The organism is Vibrio sp. JC009 (genome assembly GCF_029016485.1).
GTDB lineage: Bacteria > Pseudomonadota > Gammaproteobacteria > Enterobacterales > Vibrionaceae > Vibrio.
In genome coordinates this window covers 267,201-283,054 of sequence record NZ_CP092106.1, presented here as the reverse complement: position 1 = coordinate 283,054, position 15,854 = coordinate 267,201, and the positions used below count along the sequence as shown (strand labels likewise).

Here is a 15,854-nt window from a genome sequence, read left to right as displayed (position 1 = left end):
CCTTTTTTGTGATTGGGTAGACAAAAAACAAGCGGCTCCAAAAAAAATTTGGAGCCGCCTATAAGTCATAGAATCAACTAGTGTTTAAAAATTAAACTTTCGCTTTTTCTAGAACTTTTACCAGAGTCCAAGACTTAGTCTTAGACAGTGGACGACATTCACGAATTTCAACAGTATCGCCTAGGCCACACTCGTTGTTTTCGTCATGTGCGTGTAGTTTAGTCGTGCGCTTTACGAACTTGCCGTAAATTGGGTGTTTAACCATACGCTCGATAGCAACAACGATAGACTTGTCCATTTTGTCGCTAACTACACGGCCTTGCATAGTACGGATTTTGTCGCTCATTATGCGCCTGCCTTCTCAGTCAAAACAGTTTTCACACGTGCGATATCACGGCGTACAGCTTTCAGAGTATGAGTCTGCTGTAGCTGACCAGTCGCAGCCTGCATGCGCAGGTTGAACTGCTCGCGCAGTAGATTCAGTAGCTCTTCATTTAGCTCTTCAACGCTTTTGTCGCGTAGATCTTGTGCTTTCATCACATCACCTGCTTAGTTACAAATGTTGTTTTGATTGGCAGTTTACGTGCCGCCAGGCGGAACGCTTCACGTGCCAACTCTTCAGGTACACCATCCATTTCGTACATTACTTTACCAGGTTGGATTTGGGCTACCCAGTACTCTACGTTACCCTTACCTTTACCTTGACGAACTTCAAGTGGTTTTTCAGTGATTGGCTTATCTGGGAAAATACGAATCCAGATTTGACCTTGACGCTTAACGTGACGCGTCATCGCACGACGAGCCGCTTCGATCTGACGAGCAGTAATACGGCCACGGCCAACTGCTTTAAGACCAAAAGTACCGAAGCTTACATCAGTACCTTTAGCTAGACCACGGTTGCGACCAGTCTGAACCTTACGGAATTTAGTACGTTTAGGTTGTAGCATCAGTCGACTCCTTATTTACGGCCTTTACGCTGCTTCTTAGGCTTGTCAGCCTTTGGCTCTACTGCGTTAGCAGCTGGCATACCGCCTAGAATCTCACCTTTGAAGATCCAAACTTTAATGCCGATCACACCGTATTGAGTGTGAGCCGAAGAAGTTGCGTAATCAATATCAGCACGTAGTGTGTGTAGTGGCACACGGCCTTCACGGTACCATTCAGTACGCGCGATTTCAGCACCGCCAAGACGGCCGCTTACTTCAACCTTGATACCCTTCGCACCTAGGCGCATTGCGTTCTGTACTGCGCGCTTCATAGCACGACGGAACATAACACGACGCTCTAGCTGAGACGCGATGCTATCAGCCACTAATTGACCGTCTAGCTCAGGCTTACGTACTTCAGCGATGTTAATTTGCGCTGGTACACCTGCAATTTTAGCTACAGCTGCGCGTAGCTTCTCAACGTCTTCACCTTTCTTACCGATAACAACACCTGGGCGAGCAGTGTGAATAGTCACACGAATGCTCTTAGCAGGACGCTCGATAACGATACGTGAAAGAGACGCTTTCGAAAGTTCCTTAGTAAGGAACTGACGTACCTTGAAGTCGCCGTCTAGGTTGTCAGCGAATTCTTTGGTGTTAGCAAACCATGTAGCATTCCAAGGCTTAACGATGCCTAGACGAATACCATTTGGATGTACTTTCTGACCCATTGCTTACTCTCCTAGTCTTAAACGTCTGCTACAACAACAGTGATGTGGCAAGAACGCTTCAAGATACGGTCCGCACGGCCTTTTGCACGAGGCATAATACGCTTCATGATTGGGCCTTCATCTACGAAGATCTTTGCAACATTAAGATCGTCGATATCTGCACCTTCGTTGTGTTCTGCGTTAGCGATTGCTGACTCAAGAACTTTCTTAACCAGATCAGCAGCTTTTTTGTTGCTGAAAGTTAGAATTTCTAGAGCCTGGTCAACAGATTTACCACGAATTTGATCTGCAACTAAGCGAGCTTTCTGTGGAGAAATACGAGCAAAGTTATGTTTAGCTAAAGCTTCCATTATCTACTCCTTACTTCTTCTTAGCTTTCTTATCCGCAGCGTGGCCGCGGTAAGTGCGAGTTGGTGCAAATTCACCCAGTTTGTGACCGATCATTTCATCAGTTACAAATACTGGTACGTGCTGACGACCATTATGGACAGCGATGGTCAAACCGATCATTGATGGAATGATCATTGAGCGACGGGACCAAGTCTTAATAGGCTTCTTGTCTCCGCTTTCCACCGCTTTCTCTACCTTCTTCAGCAAGTGTAGGTCAATAAATGGACCTTTCTTGAGAGAACGTGGCATGGCGATTCCTCTTTATAGATTACTTGTTACGACGACGTACGATGTACTTGTCAGTGCGCTTGTTCTTACGGGTCTTAAAGCCTTTAGTTGGCATACCCCAAGGTGATACTGGGTGACGACCACCAGAAGTACGACCTTCACCACCACCGTGTGGGTGGTCTACTGGGTTCATTACTACACCACGTACGGTTGGACGTACGCCGCGCCAGCGTGAAGCACCAGCTTTACCTAGTTCACGTAGCATGTGCTCAGCATTGCCTACTTCACCGATCGTTGCACGACCTTCAGCAAGAACTTTGCGCATTTCGCCAGAACGTAGGCGTAGAGTTACATATGCACCGTCGCGAGCGACGATCTGTGCGTATGCACCTGCAGAACGAGCAATTTGTGCACCTTTACCAGGCTTAAGCTCAACACAGTGAACTGTAGAACCTACTGGGATGTTGCGCATTGGCAGAGTGTTACCTGCTTTGATTGGCGCATCAACACCAGACTGGATCTGATCACCAGCTTGAATGCCTTTTGGTGCAATGATGTAGCGGCGCTCACCGTCTGCGTACAGAACTAGAGCAATGTTTGCGCTACGGTTTGGATCGTACTCAAGACGCTCAACTTTAGCTGGGATACCATCTTTGGTACGCTTAAAGTCGATTACACGGTAATGATGCTTGTGACCACCACCGATGTGACGTACTGTGATACGACCGTTGTTGTTACGACCACCGTTCTTAGAGTTTTTCTCTAGAAGTGGAGCGTATGGCTTACCCTTGTGCAGGTCAGCGTTAACAACTTTAACTACATGACGACGACCAGGGGAAGTCGGCTTACATTTAACAATAGCCATTTTTCAACTACTCCTGTTATTCCGCACCGCCAACGAAGTCAAGATCCTGACCTTCTTTCAGAGTTACGTAAGCTTTCTTCACATCGCTGCGACGGCCTTCACGCATACCCTGACGCTTGGTCTTACCCTTAAGAACAAGAGTATTTACAGATTTAACTTCAACTTCAAATAGCTTTTCTACAGCTGCTTTGATCTCTTTCTTAGTTGCATCTTTTGCTACTTTGAAAACGATAGTGTTCGCTTTCTCTGCAGCCATAGTTGCTTTTTCAGAGATATGTGGAGCACGTAGAACTTTTAGTAGACGCTCTTCAGTGATCATGCCAGCATCTCCTCAACTTGCTTAACTGCTTCTGCAGTCATTAGAACCTTGTCAAACGCAATCAGACTTACTGGATCAATCGCAGCAACGTCACGAGCGTCAACTTTGTATAGGTTACGAGCAGCTAAGAATAGATTCTCATCTACTTCGCCAGTCACAATAAGAACGTCGTTAAGCTCAAGTTCTTTAAGCTTAGCTACTAGCTCTTTAGTTTTTGGTGCTTCTACTGAGAAGTTATCAACAACGATTAGACGCTCTTGACGAACAAGCTCAGAAAGAATGCTCTTCATAGCACCACGGTACATTTTCTTGTTAACTTTTTGGCTGTGATCCTGAGGTTTCGCAGCAAAAGTAACACCACCTGTACGCCAGATTGGGCTACGGATTGTACCAGCACGTGCACGGCCAGTACCTTTTTGACGCCATGGCTTAGCGCCACCGCCAGAAACTTCTGAACGTGTTTTTTGAGCACGAGTACCTTGACGAGCACCTGCTGCAAACGCAACAACTACCTGGTGTACTAGAGCTTCGTTAAACTCACGTCCGAAAGTAGTTTCGGAAACAGTTAGTGCATCAGCACCTTTAACCATTAGTTCCATTACTTACTCCTAGACGTTATGCTTTAACAGCTGGTTTAACGATCACGTCGCCGCCAGTTGCGCCTGGTACTGCACCTTTGATAAGAAGCAGGTTGCGCTCAGCGTCAACACGTACGATCTCTAGGTTTTGAGTCGTTACACGCTCAGCACCCATGTGACCTGCCATTTTCTTGCCTTTAAACACGCGACCTGGAGTCTGACATTGACCGATAGAACCAGGAGCACGGTGAGACAATGAGTTACCGTGAGTCATATCTTGAGTACGGAAGTTCCAACGCTTAACAGCGCCTTGGAAACCTTTACCCTTAGATGTACCAGTAACGTCTACTTTTTTAATTTCGTTGAAAAGTTCTACGTTTAGCTCAGCGCCAACTTCAAACTCTTCGCCGTTTTCTAAACGGAATTCCCAAAGACCGCGGCCAGCTTCAACACCTGCTTTCGCAAAGTGACCAGCTTCTGGCTTAGATACACGGTTAGCTTTCTTACCGCCAGCAGTTACCTGGATAGCAGCGTAGCCATCGTTCTCAAGAGTTTTCACCTGAGAAACGCGGTTAGCTTCTACTTCAACAACTGTTACTGGGATAGAAACGCCTTCTTCGGTAAATACGCGGGTCATACCCACTTTACGTCCGACTAGACCAATCATTCTTCTAATCTCCCTTAACCTAGGCTGATTTGAACATCAACACCAGCAGCAAGATCTAGACGCATAAGAGCATCAACAGTCTTGTCAGTTGGTTCTACGATGTCGATCAGACGCTTGTGAGTACGGATTTCGTACTGGTCACGCGCATCTTTGTTTACGTGTGGAGAGATAAGAACAGTGAAACGCTCTTTACGAGTAGGTAGTGGAATTGGACCACGAACCTGTGCGCCGGTACGCTTTGCTGTTTCTACGATTTCCGCAGTTGACTGGTCGATTAGTTTGTAATCGAACGCCTTCAGGCGGATTCGGATACGTTGGTTCTGCATGAGACAGAGCTCCAATAATAAAAAATTACACAAACAATATCGCCACTCACACTCGTAAAGACGAGGGAATGCCGATTGATTTATGTGAAACCGTAGCCTCCAAAATTAGGAAGCATTGTCAGTTAAATTTGAATTAACTTGATAGCTAATATTTTATTAACCGCGAACATAAGCTGAGTATACATTACCGATTAATTTCACAGGGAAAATAACCGCTCCTCAGTGCTCATTGGTTCACAACTGGCTAGGCCAGTGCGCGGTATTATACAGATCACAGTTTGGGATGCAAGGGGTGGGTGAAAATTAAACGAAAGTTTTTGGGGCCCTCGGCCCTGGGGACGGGCTTCGCCCTATAGGCCCTGGGAAAGTGGTATTCCAAACAAACGTCCCAGGGCCCAGGGCCTAATAACCCAGAGTCCCAAAAACGCAAAAAGGGAGACCGAAGCCCCCCTTTCCAGATGCGATTATCGCAAGTATCTATCGAATAATATTATTCGAAGATCTTAGCAACAACACCAGCACCTACTGTACGGCCACCTTCACGGATTGCGAAGCGTAGACCTTCGTCCATCGCGATTGGTGCGATTAGCTCTACAGTCATCTGGATGTTATCACCAGGCATAACCATTTCTACGCCTTCTGGTAGCTCGATGTTACCAGTTACGTCAGTTGTACGGAAGTAGAACTGTGGACGGTAGCCTTTGAAGAATGGAGTGTGACGACCACCTTCATCTTTAGACAGTACGTATACTTCAGACTCAAACTTAGTGTGTGGAGTGATTGAACCAGGTGCAGCTAGAACCTGACCACGCTCAACTTCATCACGCTTAGTACCACGTAGAAGTGCACCAACGTTCTCACCTGCACGACCTTCGTCAAGCAGCTTACGGAACATTTCAACACCAGTACATGTAGTAGTAGTAGTTTCTTTGATACCAACGATTGCTACTTCATCACCTACAGTCAGGATACCACGCTCGATACGGCCAGTTACTACTGTACCACGACCCTGGATTGAGAATACGTCTTCGATTGGCATTAGGAACGGCTGGTCTACAGCACGCTCTGGCTCTGGGATGTAAGAATCTAGTGCTTCTGCAAGCTCAACAATCTTAGCTTCCCACTGCTCTTCACCGTTAAGTGCACCAAGAGCAGAACCCTGGATAACTGGTAGGTCATCACCTGGGAAGTCGTATTCAGACAGAAGTTCACGAACTTCCATTTCTACTAGCTCTAGAAGCTCTTCATCGTCAACCATGTCACATTTGTTCATGAATACGATGATGTATGGGATACCAACCTGACGGCCTAGTAGGATGTGCTCACGAGTCTGAGGCATTGGGCCATCAGTTGCAGCAACTACAAGGATACCACCGTCCATCTGCGCAGCACCAGTGATCATGTTTTTAACATAGTCAGCGTGTCCTGGGCAGTCTACGTGTGCGTAGTGACGAGTTGGAGTATCGTACTCAACGTGAGAAGTTGCGATTGTGATACCGCGCTCACGCTCTTCTGGAGCGTTATCGATAGATGCGAAGTCTTTTGCTTCACCACCGTACACTTTTGAAAGAGTAGTACAGATTGCTGCAGTTAGAGTTGTTTTACCGTGGTCAACGTGGCCGATAGTACCAACGTTAACGTGCGGTTTAGTACGTTCAAATTTTTCTTTAGACACGATCGTGTTCCTTACCTAGTTATGATTCGCCCCGATAAGAACGGTCAGGGCGCGCCAGAATTTGCTATTCTATGCGCCAACGTCCGTTAGCGCAATATTTGGACGCATTGATCTTGCAAATTTAACAAAACTTATTGCTGATTTGCCTCAAAAAACGCCCAAATTACCTTTTATTAACCACGCTCTGCAATAATTGCTTCAGCAACGTTCTTAGGAACTTCAGCATACTCAGAGAATTCCATAGAGTATGAAGCACGTCCCTGAGTCGCAGAACGCAGGTCAGTTGCGTAACCGAACATCTCAGAAAGCGGAACCTGAGCACGAACGATCTTCAGACCGGCTGGTCCTTCGTCCATACCTTCGATAATGCCGCGGCGACGGTTAAGGTCACCAACCACATCACCCATCCAGTCTTCCGGAGTGGTTACTTCAACCTTCATCATTGGTTCAAGAAGTACAGGCTGCGCTTCAAGAGCACCCTTCCTGAACGCCATTGAGCCGGCGATCTTAAACGCCATCTCACTGGAATCGACATCGTGGTATGAGCCGTCAAATAGTGTTGCTTTAACATCAAGCACTGGATAACCGGCTAAAACACCGTTATTCATCTGCTCTTCAACACCTTTGCCAACTGAGCTGATGTATTCCTTAGGAACCACACCACCCACGATTTCGTCAACAAAGACAAAGCCTTCGCCTTGCTCTGCCGGTTCAATCTTCAGCCATACATGACCGTACTGACCACGACCACCAGACTGACGAACGAATTTACCTTCAACTTCAGTCGTACCACGAATAGTTTCACGGTAAGCAACCTGAGGTTTACCTACATTACAGTCAACGCTGAATTCACGCTTCATGCGATCAACGATAATATCTAAGTGTAGCTCACCCATACCAGAAATCAGAGTCTGACCTGTCTCATCGTCTGTTTCTACGCGGAATGACGGGTCTTCTGCAGCCAGTTTACCCAGTGCGATACCCATTTTTTCCTGGTCAGCTTTAGAACGAGGCTCTACCGCGATCTGAATTACAGGATCCGGGAACTCCATACGCTCAAGAACAACTTTCGCATTCTGGTCACAAAGAGTGTCACCAGTAGTCACTTCTTTCAGACCGATTGCCGCGGCAATATCACCTGCGCGAACTTCTTTCACTTCTTCACGCTTGTTTGAGTGCATCTGTACAATACGGCCGAAACGTTCGCGCTTCTGCTTCACTGAGTTGTATACAGTATCGCCAGAGTTCACTACACCAGAGTAAACACGCATAAAGGTCAGCGTACCTACGAATGGGTCTGTTGCGATCTTAAATGCCAGCGCAGAGAAAGGTTCTTTATCATCAGCATGACGCTCAACTTCGTTTTCGTTGTCGTCAACACCTTTGATTGCAGGTACATCAACTGGAGCAGGAAGATATTCGATTACTGCATCAAGTACTGCCTGTACACCTTTGTTCTTAAATGCACTACCACAGGTAGCCAGAACAATTTCGTTATTTAGTGTACGGGTACGCAGACCTTCTTTCAGCTCAGCTTCTGTCAGCTCGCCTTCTTCAAGGTATTTTTCCATCAGCTCTTCAGTTGCTTCAGCTGCCGCTTCAATCATGTTGGTGCGGTATTCTTCAGCCAGCTCAAGCATATCGGCAGGAATCTCTTCATATGAGAAGGTCATGCCCTGATCAGCTTCGTTCCAGTTGATAGCCTTCATCTTGATAAGGTCGATAACGCCCTTAAACTCGTCTTCCGCACCAATGTTTAGCTGGATTGGAACAGGAGTAGCACCAAGACGGTCTTTGATCTGTTCAACTACGCGAATGAAGTCTGCGCCTGCACGGTCCATCTTGTTTACAAATACCATACGAGGAACCTGGTATTTGTCAGCCTGACGCCATACAGTTTCAGATTGAGGTTCAACACCAGATGCACCACAGAACACGACTACTGCACCGTCAAGTACACGAAGAGAACGCTCTACTTCGATGGTGAAGTCTACGTGTCCAGGGGTGTCGATAATATTGATACGGTGTTCATCAAACTGAGCTTCCATACCACGCCAGAAGGTAGTAGTTGCAGCAGATGTGATTGTGATACCACGCTCCTGCTCCTGTTCCATCCAGTCCATGGTTGCAGCGCCATCGTGAACTTCACCGATTTTGTGGGATAGGCCAGTGTAGAACAGAATACGCTCACTTGTGGTTGTTTTACCTGCGTCTACGTGAGCAACAATACCTATGTTGCGGTAACGCTCAATCGGAGTTTTACGTGCCACGATTCTATCCTCTTATTTTGGGACTATTAATGTTTGAAAATATCTTTTGATTAAAGAAGAGAAGATATTTTGAAACAGTAATATGACCTTAGCATTTCTTTTGCGAAAAGCCTTATGTTCCAAAAGAAAACAGCACTGCGGAGGACTCCGCAGTGCCTGAAGGTATTACCAGCGGTAATGAGCGAATGCTTTGTTCGCATCTGCCATGCGGTGAACGTCTTCACGTTTCTTCACAGCAGTACCTTTGTTTTCTGACGCATCCAGCATTTCAGCAGCCAGGCGTGCAGCCATAGATTTTTCACCACGCTTACGCGCAGCTTCAACCAACCAACGCATAGCAAGTGCGTTACGGCGAACCGGACGTACTTCTACAGGTACCTGGTAAGTTGAACCACCCACACGACGAGATTTAACCTCTACCGCAGGGCGAACATTTTCAAGAGCTTCTTCAAATACAGCTAAGTGGTCTTTGCCAGACTTCTCAGCCATAGTATCTAGTGCACCGTATACGATTTTTTCAGCAGTTGATTTCTTACCGTCAACCATAACGATGTTTACAAATTTTGCCAGCAGTTCAGATTTGAACTTTGGATCTGGAAGGATCTTACGCTGACCAATAACGCGACGACGTGGCATGGTTTTTCTCCGTTGTCTTCTTCAGGTTATCCAAAACTTTTCAGTTTCTTCAAAAATTAAATAATTTAGTGTTTGGCCTTACTTAACGGGGAACCATTAAGACTTAGGTTTTTTCACACCGTACTTAGAACGACCTTGCTTACGGTCATTTACGCCAGCACAGTCAAGTGCGCCGCGAACAGTGTGGTAACGCACACCTGGAAGGTCTTTAACACGACCGCCACGGATAAGAACAACTGAGTGCTCCTGAAGGTTGTGACCTTCACCGCCGATGTACGAAGTTACTTCGAAGCCGTTTGTCAGACGTACACGACAAACTTTACGAAGTGCTGAGTTAGGTTTTTTAGGTGTAGTAGTGTAAACACGAGTACATACACCACGCTTTTGTGGGCACGCTTCTAGCGCAGGCACGTTGCTTTTTACAACTTGCTTAACGCGAGGTTTACGTACCAACTGGTTAATAGTTGCCATTAACTAGCTCCTGGTTGTTACTAAATAGTAAGCTTTGTGAAAAATCTAATCCCTACAATTAGGGACGCAAAATTCTATTCAGGGATGAGGGGGGTGTCAAGGGATAATAGGATCTTTTTTAATCATCTCTTGTTGGGAGGGGGCTTCGCCCTTGGGTTATGGGGTTATGGGGTTATGGGGTTATGGGGTTATGGGGTTATGGGGTTATGGGGTTATGGGGTTATGGGGTTATGGGGTTATGGGGTTATGGGGTTATGGGGTTATGCAAGATTGTGTCCTTGCCATAATCCAAGTCAAGCATTTTATTCCGCTTTTCCCTATAGCCCTATTACCCTCAAGGACGAAGTCCGCCCCATAGCCCTTTTACCAAGTAACCGACTTCCCTTCCCCTTCCGTCAACCCCACAAACCCACCAAAATCAACCACCGTAAACCCGGCACCTTCCAGCCCCCTGGCCTGAAGGTCCGCCTCCAGAACATAAATACCCTGCGTCGCATCTTTCAGCAGGCCGTGAGACTTATGCCCCGATACTGCGGCATAAACGGCATCTTCCACCAGCAGAATCTTATCTTCAGCTAGCGAATAATCGATAACGTCGTTTAGTGCGCGGTAATGTTTAACAATATGCAGCATGAAAGGGTTCTCAGAAAGTTAGCAGTTTGTCGCATTGGTGGATTTTCAGGGCGATATCGCTTTTAGACAGCTTCTCTGCATCTATTATTAGCTCTGCTTCAGCCAGACCAAGTGCGGCTAAAGAGTCGGAACAGAGGTATACATTTTCCACATCGTACAACTCCATCAGCTTATAAGCCGGAGCATAATCGCGGGATAAAATAGCTTTTGGATCCTGGGAGCCCAAAAGCTGGGTAACCCCGTCGCCAATAAAGAAGACCGAGATATCTTCGCTATAGGCGGAAGCAGCCAGTAAGGCGTCTAGACCTTCTCTTCCTGAGCTTGTGCTGTGCGGTGAGGTTTTAAAGATAAATCCAAGCTTCATCAGAACTGTACCACTCTATCCTGAGTAAGCAGGGCTTCCGCCAGACTGCCTAGTCCGGTTTGTTCAAACCCGTGTGCCAGGTTATCGGTATCCAGGCCGTGCTGAGAAGCTTCCTGGTGACCTATAACGCCACGGCGAAGGGCAGCCGCTACGCAGGTTTCCAGGCTGACACTGTTTTCCAGTGCCAGTTTCTGCCACGCAGCGGTCAGGTCAAACTCGTCATTCGCCGGAACCACCAGCTTTGAACCATTATTTACACCATCCTGGTAAAAGAACACGGATTTAAGCGTATGCCCCTTTTCTATTAGCGCACAGGCAAAGGCATAGGCGTTTCTGGCAGACTGGCTGCCATAAACAGAACCGTTAACAAGAAGGGTGTAAGTCAGACTCACTTTTCGCCGTCCTCAGTTTTACGCTGACGGATATAAAGGTAGACCGTATGTTTGGAAATGTTCAGGCGGTCAGCAACACGGTTAATCGCATCTTTAATATCAAAGATACCTTTGTCATACAGCTCCATCACAATCTGACGGTTCTTGGTGTTGTTAGAAACCGACTTATCTGCATTGATCTCTTCGATGGTCATTTCAACCGTCTGGTCCACCAGCTCAACCACATCACTGGCAAAGTTAACGGTTGAAGCGGCTTCTTTCGCCTCTTCTGTCGGCATAAAGGACTGAAGGATCTGTGAGAAAGGTGCATCCAGATTGATATTGATACACAGCAGACCGATAACGCGGTTATTGCCGTTACGGATAGCGATAGTGATGGACTTCATCAACACGCCACCCTTTGCGCGGGTAAAGTAAGCACGGGAGAAGTTTCTTTCCGTGCTTTCAATGTCTCTTAACATTTTCAGAGCCATATCGGTAATCGGAGAACCGACATGACGCCCTGTATTCTCACCGTTGGCAATTTTGATTGCGGAAGTATCCAGGTTTTCCAGAGAGTGAAGAACAATTTCACAGAAAGGCCCAATCAGACCGGCAAGTCCATCTACCACGGCTTCATACGATTTAAGTATGATCAGATCGTGTTCACTAAAGGGTTCAACAAAAACCGATTCCATTTCCATTAATGCATCTGCATGCAATGCTTCTGTTGTAGTCACAGGAGGGGCCTCTGGGTAATAAATCAACTAATTACGTCAAGTTTATCAGAAAATTTGAATAGCGCACCGATTTGGTTAATTCCTATTGTCTGAAATCAAGTTTGACGTGGAAAATGACACAAGCTTGTCATTCTTCAACTGGGTAGGAAGCGATGAAAAATCACAATTAACCAAATGAAATAAAAGAATAGTTTGAAGGAATATGAAGCGGGAAAGAAAATAAAGCGGTCATCTCGGAATTGCAAAGCAATATCCGAGATCTACTTTCTGAGTGTTGTAGAGCCAGAGATTTTCTTCCGCTCTACAACGCGTTGTCAGTAGATTCCGGATAGAAGCTTCGCAACTTCCGGAATGACAAAGTACTAATTACAGGCAGGTGATTTTACTGAGTAGCAGTCTCTTCTACTTCACCGTTATCAATGCTCAGCAGCTCAACTTCGAATACCAGCGTAGAGTTAGCCGGAATCGTCGGAGTATCCTGCTCACCGTATGCAAGCTCTGGCGGGATAACGAACTTGAACTTAGAACCAACAGGCATTAGCTGTACGCCTTCAGTCCAGCCAGGGATAACGCGGTTAAGCGGGAAAGTTGCCGGCGCATTACGATCGTAAGAGCTGTCAAACTTAGTACCGTCGATTAGCGTACCAACATAGTGAACTTCAACAGTATCAGTTTCAGCCGGCTTGTTGCCTTCTGCCGGTGTCAGAATCTGGTAAAGAAGACCAGTGTCTGTTTTCGCCACGCCTTCCTGCTTTTCAAACTCAGCGCGGAAGTCTGCACCTTCTTTCTTAGTTGCCGCTGCTTTCTCAACTGCCGCTTCCTGCATCTTAGCTGCTACACGCTTATCAAGATCTTCAAGAGCTGCACGCGCTTCTTCTTCAGTCAGGTCGCCTTTACCGGCAAACACATCTTCAATACCTTTTAGTACCAGCTCTTTTTTCAGCTCAATACCAAACTCAGCTGGCTTTTCAATGCTCTCTGACAGGTAGTTCGCAAAAGAAAGACCAATTGCATAAGATGCTTTGTCATCTTCTGACTGGAATTTAACAGCCTGCTCAACCTGAGCCTGCTCTTCTACCTTAGGGGCTGCTTCTGGTTTTGGCTCTTCTTTACCACAACCTACCGCTAACATTACTGTCGCTGCCAGCAGAGACACTTTAAAAAAAGGTTTCATCTAATTCTCCAATTGAATGGCTAAGCCATTTTTGTTTGATACTTTTCTGCTTTACCAACAGAAATGTGCAAATCCTGTGATGTATCAATATACTAGGTATACAGGCCTTAACACAAACCGGAATAATCCCGTGAAGCGAACATTCTCACATTTAATGGCTATTTTGTTTGTCATTTCCATGTTAAATGGGTGCTTTTTTTCAAGCCAGGATGACCAGAAGTGGGTTTTAGAACCCAACGGCTCCACAAGCTTTGCCCTTAGCAGAGACGGTCGCTTTGCGCTTCTTTACTCCAAAGAGAAGCAGCTTCTTCTATGGGATCTAAAAGAAGAAAAACAACTCGCCGCTTTAGGAAAACAGGATCCTGATGGCAACGTCGTTTCTCATATCCGCATTTCAGATAACGGCCGGTACGCAGTCACAGCTACCCAGTTAAACTTCGCAGTCTGGGACCTGGCCTGGACTCAGGCTCAGGGTCTGTGGTCCATCTCCGACGGACTGATAAGAGATATCGATATCAGCAGCAACGGTGAGCAGGTACTTCTTGGCTTGTCCAATGGTAAAGCGATATACGTTAACTTAGTCACCGGAAGAAGAATGGAGTTCCTCGCCCACAGAGAAAAAGTAAATACCGTTGCTCTGTCAGCCAATGGTAAGTTTGCCCTGTCCGGCGGGAATGACTACAAAGCCTACCTCTGGGATACAGACACAGGCCAGGCGCTTTATATGTTTGAGCACGATGCCAGAATTAACCGGGTTGCTCTGCACAGAGACGGTAAACTGGCTCTGACTTCGGACGGTGCGAACGATAGCTTTATCTGGGACTTATCCGACGGTAGCAAAATAACCGCACTAAAATCCCTCTCAAGACAGCTGATCTTCTCAACCGCCCGTTTTTCCGATGATAGCAACTCGCTGGTAACCGGAACCCCTTCAGGCAGAGTGATGCTGTGGGATACCAAGTCAGGAAAAAGAACCGATGGCTGGGAAGTGGAACCACTGAAAGATACTCGCCCTCCCCGCGCAGTCGTGTATGATGCAGCCTTTGATCATCAGAACCGGATAATTTCCGCAACCTCAGCGGGAATTGCACAAGCCTGGAAAATAGAGAATGAGTGAAACAAGCACACAAGAACTCGAGCAGAGAATCAATGACCTTGAAGTAAAAGCAGCCTTCCAGGAACAGACCATAGAAGAGCTGAACGAAGCCCTTAGTCAGCAGCAACTTCTGATTTCAAAAATGCAGGAGCAGATGAAGTTTGTGGTTGGGAAGCTGAAGGGGATGGATAGTTCTAATATGGCGAAAGAGTCGGAGGAGACTCCACCGCCGCACTACTAAAAGGCTATGGGGGAAGAGGGCGGTCGCTTCGCTCGCTGATGAGGCTATAGGGTTGCTCCCCATAGCCCCATAACCCATTATTCATCCACATAAATCTTAACCTCAACCTCCCCCCGAACATCCACCGTCGCCCGATACATCCCCGAACTATTCATAGCACAATGAATATTCCCGTCCTTATCGATCGCAATCAATCCACCCTCACCGCCCATCAGTTTCAGGTCACCCTGAATAATCATTTCGGAAGCGGTATAAACATCTTCTTTTAGATAACGCATTCTTGCAGCGACATCTGATGCAACACATTTTCGGATAAAGTATTCACCCTCGCCAGTCGCAGAAACCGCCACGACATTGTTCTCAGCGAATGTGCCACCTCCGATAATTGGCGTGTCACCTACCCGGCCATACTTTTTATTGGTCAGGCCGCCCGTGCTGGTTGCTGCTGCAAGATTGCCCTGTTTGTCCAGAGCGACAGCACCGACGGTGCCGTATTTATGGTCGTCCGGATAGCGGGATTCAGAGATAGCGCAAATACCTTTCTCTTTCATGGATTGCAGTTGTTCATAACGACGATCAGTAAAGAAGTAATCCTGCTCTGTGTATTCATAACCATGTTCAAAGGCGAACTCTTCCGCCCCTTCCCCAAAAAGCATCACATGGTTACTTTTAAGCATCACTTCCCGGGCCAGTTCAACCGGGTTCTTAATATGCCGGACCGAAGCTACAGCACCCGCATTAAGATCTTTACCATGCATAACAGAAGCATCCATCTCAACCATTTCAGAATGAGTAAGCACCGAACCCTTACCTGCATTAAAGTGCGGACAATCCTCCAGCACCTTAACCGCAGCCACAACTGCATCCAGAGCATCTTTCCCCTGCGCTAACTCTTTATGACCGGTTTTAACCGCGAACTCTAACGCAGCTCTGATTTCCGTTTCCAGTTCAGGAGACATTTTGGATTTTTCGATGGTTCCGGCACCGGCGTGGATGGCGAGGGAGAAGGGGGTTGGCATATGGTTTTTCCTTATGGGGTTATGGGGTTATGGGGTTATGGGGTTATGGGGTTATGGGGTTATGGGGTTATGGGGTTATGGGGTTATGGGGTTATGCAAGATTTGATTCGACTGCACATGATGTCAAGCTTTTT

The 15,854-nt window shown here is 46.7% G+C and carries 23 protein-coding genes; 2 read left to right on the top strand and 21 right to left on the bottom strand.

The window, feature by feature from the left end; genetic code table 11:
• Positions 1-91: 91 nt before the first annotated feature.
• From rpsQ to fkpA, 20 genes are all read right to left on the bottom strand, one after another.
• On the bottom strand, positions 92-346 hold the full coding sequence (gene rpsQ / locus L3Q72_RS01380) for a 30S ribosomal protein S17 (protein ID WP_275130911.1): 255 nt from the start codon (positions 344-346) through the stop codon (positions 92-94).
• Entirely contained in the window at positions 346-537 is a 192-nt protein-coding gene (gene rpmC, locus L3Q72_RS01375; protein ID WP_275130910.1) for a 50S ribosomal protein L29, read from the bottom strand. The genes rpsQ and rpmC overlap by 1 nt, the downstream gene beginning before the upstream one ends.
• A complete protein-coding gene (gene rplP, locus L3Q72_RS01370) occupies positions 537-947 on the bottom strand; it encodes a 50S ribosomal protein L16 (protein ID WP_084888990.1) in 411 nt (136 codons plus the stop codon). Before rplP ends, rpmC begins: the two co-directional genes overlap by 1 nt.
• Positions 948-958: 11 nt before the next feature.
• A complete protein-coding gene (gene rpsC / locus L3Q72_RS01365) occupies positions 959-1,657 on the bottom strand; it encodes a 30S ribosomal protein S3 (protein ID WP_275130909.1) in 699 nt (232 codons plus the stop codon).
• Between the two features lie 17 nt (positions 1,658-1,674).
• The gene (rplV, locus tag L3Q72_RS01360) at positions 1,675-2,007 is read right to left on the bottom strand and encodes a 50S ribosomal protein L22 (protein WP_275130908.1); all 333 of its coding nucleotides are present in this window, start codon (positions 2,005-2,007) and stop codon (positions 1,675-1,677) included.
• A gap of 10 nt (positions 2,008-2,017) precedes the next feature.
• Positions 2,018-2,296: a 30S ribosomal protein S19 gene (gene rpsS / locus L3Q72_RS01355; protein ID WP_004398469.1), complete on the bottom strand. Its 279-nt coding sequence runs from the start codon at positions 2,294-2,296 to the stop codon at positions 2,018-2,020.
• Between the two features lie 19 nt (positions 2,297-2,315).
• Positions 2,316-3,140, bottom strand: a complete 825-nt coding sequence (rplB, locus tag L3Q72_RS01350) for a 50S ribosomal protein L2 (protein ID WP_275130907.1) — start codon at positions 3,138-3,140, stop codon at positions 2,316-2,318.
• A 16-nt stretch (positions 3,141-3,156) separates the two neighbouring features.
• Entirely contained in the window at positions 3,157-3,459 is a 303-nt protein-coding gene (gene rplW / locus L3Q72_RS01345; RefSeq protein WP_017029101.1) for a 50S ribosomal protein L23, read from the bottom strand.
• Positions 3,456-4,058 (bottom strand): 50S ribosomal protein L4, encoded by a 603-nt coding sequence (gene rplD, locus L3Q72_RS01340; protein WP_271696588.1) that lies wholly within the window; start codon positions 4,056-4,058, stop codon positions 3,456-3,458. The genes rplW and rplD overlap by 4 nt, the downstream gene beginning before the upstream one ends.
• 16 nt (positions 4,059-4,074) lie before the next feature.
• The gene (rplC, locus tag L3Q72_RS01335) at positions 4,075-4,704 is read right to left on the bottom strand and encodes a 50S ribosomal protein L3 (protein WP_275130906.1); all 630 of its coding nucleotides are present in this window, start codon (positions 4,702-4,704) and stop codon (positions 4,075-4,077) included.
• Positions 4,705-4,718: 14 nt separating this feature from the next.
• Positions 4,719-5,030 (bottom strand): 30S ribosomal protein S10, encoded by a 312-nt coding sequence (gene rpsJ / locus L3Q72_RS01330; protein ID WP_031495630.1) that lies wholly within the window; start codon positions 5,028-5,030, stop codon positions 4,719-4,721.
• Positions 5,031-5,520: 490 nt separating this feature from the next.
• Positions 5,521-6,705, bottom strand: a complete 1,185-nt coding sequence (gene tuf / locus L3Q72_RS01325; protein ID WP_275130541.1) for an elongation factor Tu — start codon at positions 6,703-6,705, stop codon at positions 5,521-5,523.
• Between the two features lie 173 nt (positions 6,706-6,878).
• Complete coding sequence (gene fusA / locus L3Q72_RS01320) at positions 6,879-8,975, bottom strand: elongation factor G (protein WP_275130905.1); 2,097 nt, start codon at positions 8,973-8,975, stop codon at positions 6,879-6,881.
• Between the two features lie 165 nt (positions 8,976-9,140).
• Positions 9,141-9,611 carry a 30S ribosomal protein S7 gene (rpsG, locus tag L3Q72_RS01315; protein ID WP_275130904.1) on the bottom strand — a complete coding sequence of 157 codons (471 nt, stop codon included), beginning with the start codon at positions 9,609-9,611 and terminating at the stop codon, positions 9,141-9,143.
• A gap of 96 nt (positions 9,612-9,707) precedes the next feature.
• Positions 9,708-10,082, bottom strand: a complete 375-nt coding sequence (gene rpsL, locus L3Q72_RS01310) for a 30S ribosomal protein S12 (RefSeq protein WP_275130903.1) — start codon at positions 10,080-10,082, stop codon at positions 9,708-9,710.
• A gap of 363 nt (positions 10,083-10,445) precedes the next feature.
• Positions 10,446-10,715: a sulfurtransferase complex subunit TusB gene (gene tusB / locus L3Q72_RS01305; RefSeq protein ID WP_275130902.1), complete on the bottom strand. Its 270-nt coding sequence runs from the start codon at positions 10,713-10,715 to the stop codon at positions 10,446-10,448.
• 10 nt (positions 10,716-10,725) lie between these two features.
• A complete protein-coding gene (gene tusC / locus L3Q72_RS01300) occupies positions 10,726-11,082 on the bottom strand; it encodes a sulfurtransferase complex subunit TusC (protein WP_275132060.1) in 357 nt (118 codons plus the stop codon).
• Positions 11,079-11,471 (bottom strand): sulfurtransferase complex subunit TusD, encoded by a 393-nt coding sequence (tusD, locus tag L3Q72_RS01295; protein WP_275130901.1) that lies wholly within the window; start codon positions 11,469-11,471, stop codon positions 11,079-11,081. Before tusD ends, tusC begins: the two co-directional genes overlap by 4 nt.
• The gene (locus L3Q72_RS01290; RefSeq protein ID WP_275130900.1) at positions 11,468-12,190 is read right to left on the bottom strand and encodes a transcriptional regulator; all 723 of its coding nucleotides are present in this window, start codon (positions 12,188-12,190) and stop codon (positions 11,468-11,470) included. The genes tusD and L3Q72_RS01290 overlap by 4 nt, the downstream gene beginning before the upstream one ends.
• Before the next feature lie 382 nt (positions 12,191-12,572).
• Positions 12,573-13,364: an FKBP-type peptidyl-prolyl cis-trans isomerase gene (gene fkpA, locus L3Q72_RS01285; protein ID WP_275130899.1), complete on the bottom strand. Its 792-nt coding sequence runs from the start codon at positions 13,362-13,364 to the stop codon at positions 12,573-12,575.
• 154 nt (positions 13,365-13,518) lie between these two features.
• Here fkpA and L3Q72_RS01280 point away from each other — a divergent pair, with 154 nt between their 5' ends.
• Together L3Q72_RS01280 and L3Q72_RS01275 are read left to right on the top strand one after the other, a co-directional pair.
• The gene (locus L3Q72_RS01280; protein ID WP_275132059.1) at positions 13,519-14,481 is read left to right on the top strand and encodes a hypothetical protein; all 963 of its coding nucleotides are present in this window, start codon (positions 13,519-13,521) and stop codon (positions 14,479-14,481) included.
• Positions 14,474-14,701 (top strand): SlyX family protein, encoded by a 228-nt coding sequence (locus L3Q72_RS01275; protein WP_275130898.1) that lies wholly within the window; start codon positions 14,474-14,476, stop codon positions 14,699-14,701. Before L3Q72_RS01280 ends, L3Q72_RS01275 begins: the two co-directional genes overlap by 8 nt.
• 77 nt (positions 14,702-14,778) lie before the next feature.
• Here the strand turns inward: L3Q72_RS01275 and L3Q72_RS01270 are convergent, their stop codons facing one another.
• The gene (locus L3Q72_RS01270; protein ID WP_275130897.1) at positions 14,779-15,720 is read right to left on the bottom strand and encodes an isoaspartyl peptidase/L-asparaginase; all 942 of its coding nucleotides are present in this window, start codon (positions 15,718-15,720) and stop codon (positions 14,779-14,781) included.
• Positions 15,721-15,854: the final 134 nt, after the last annotated feature.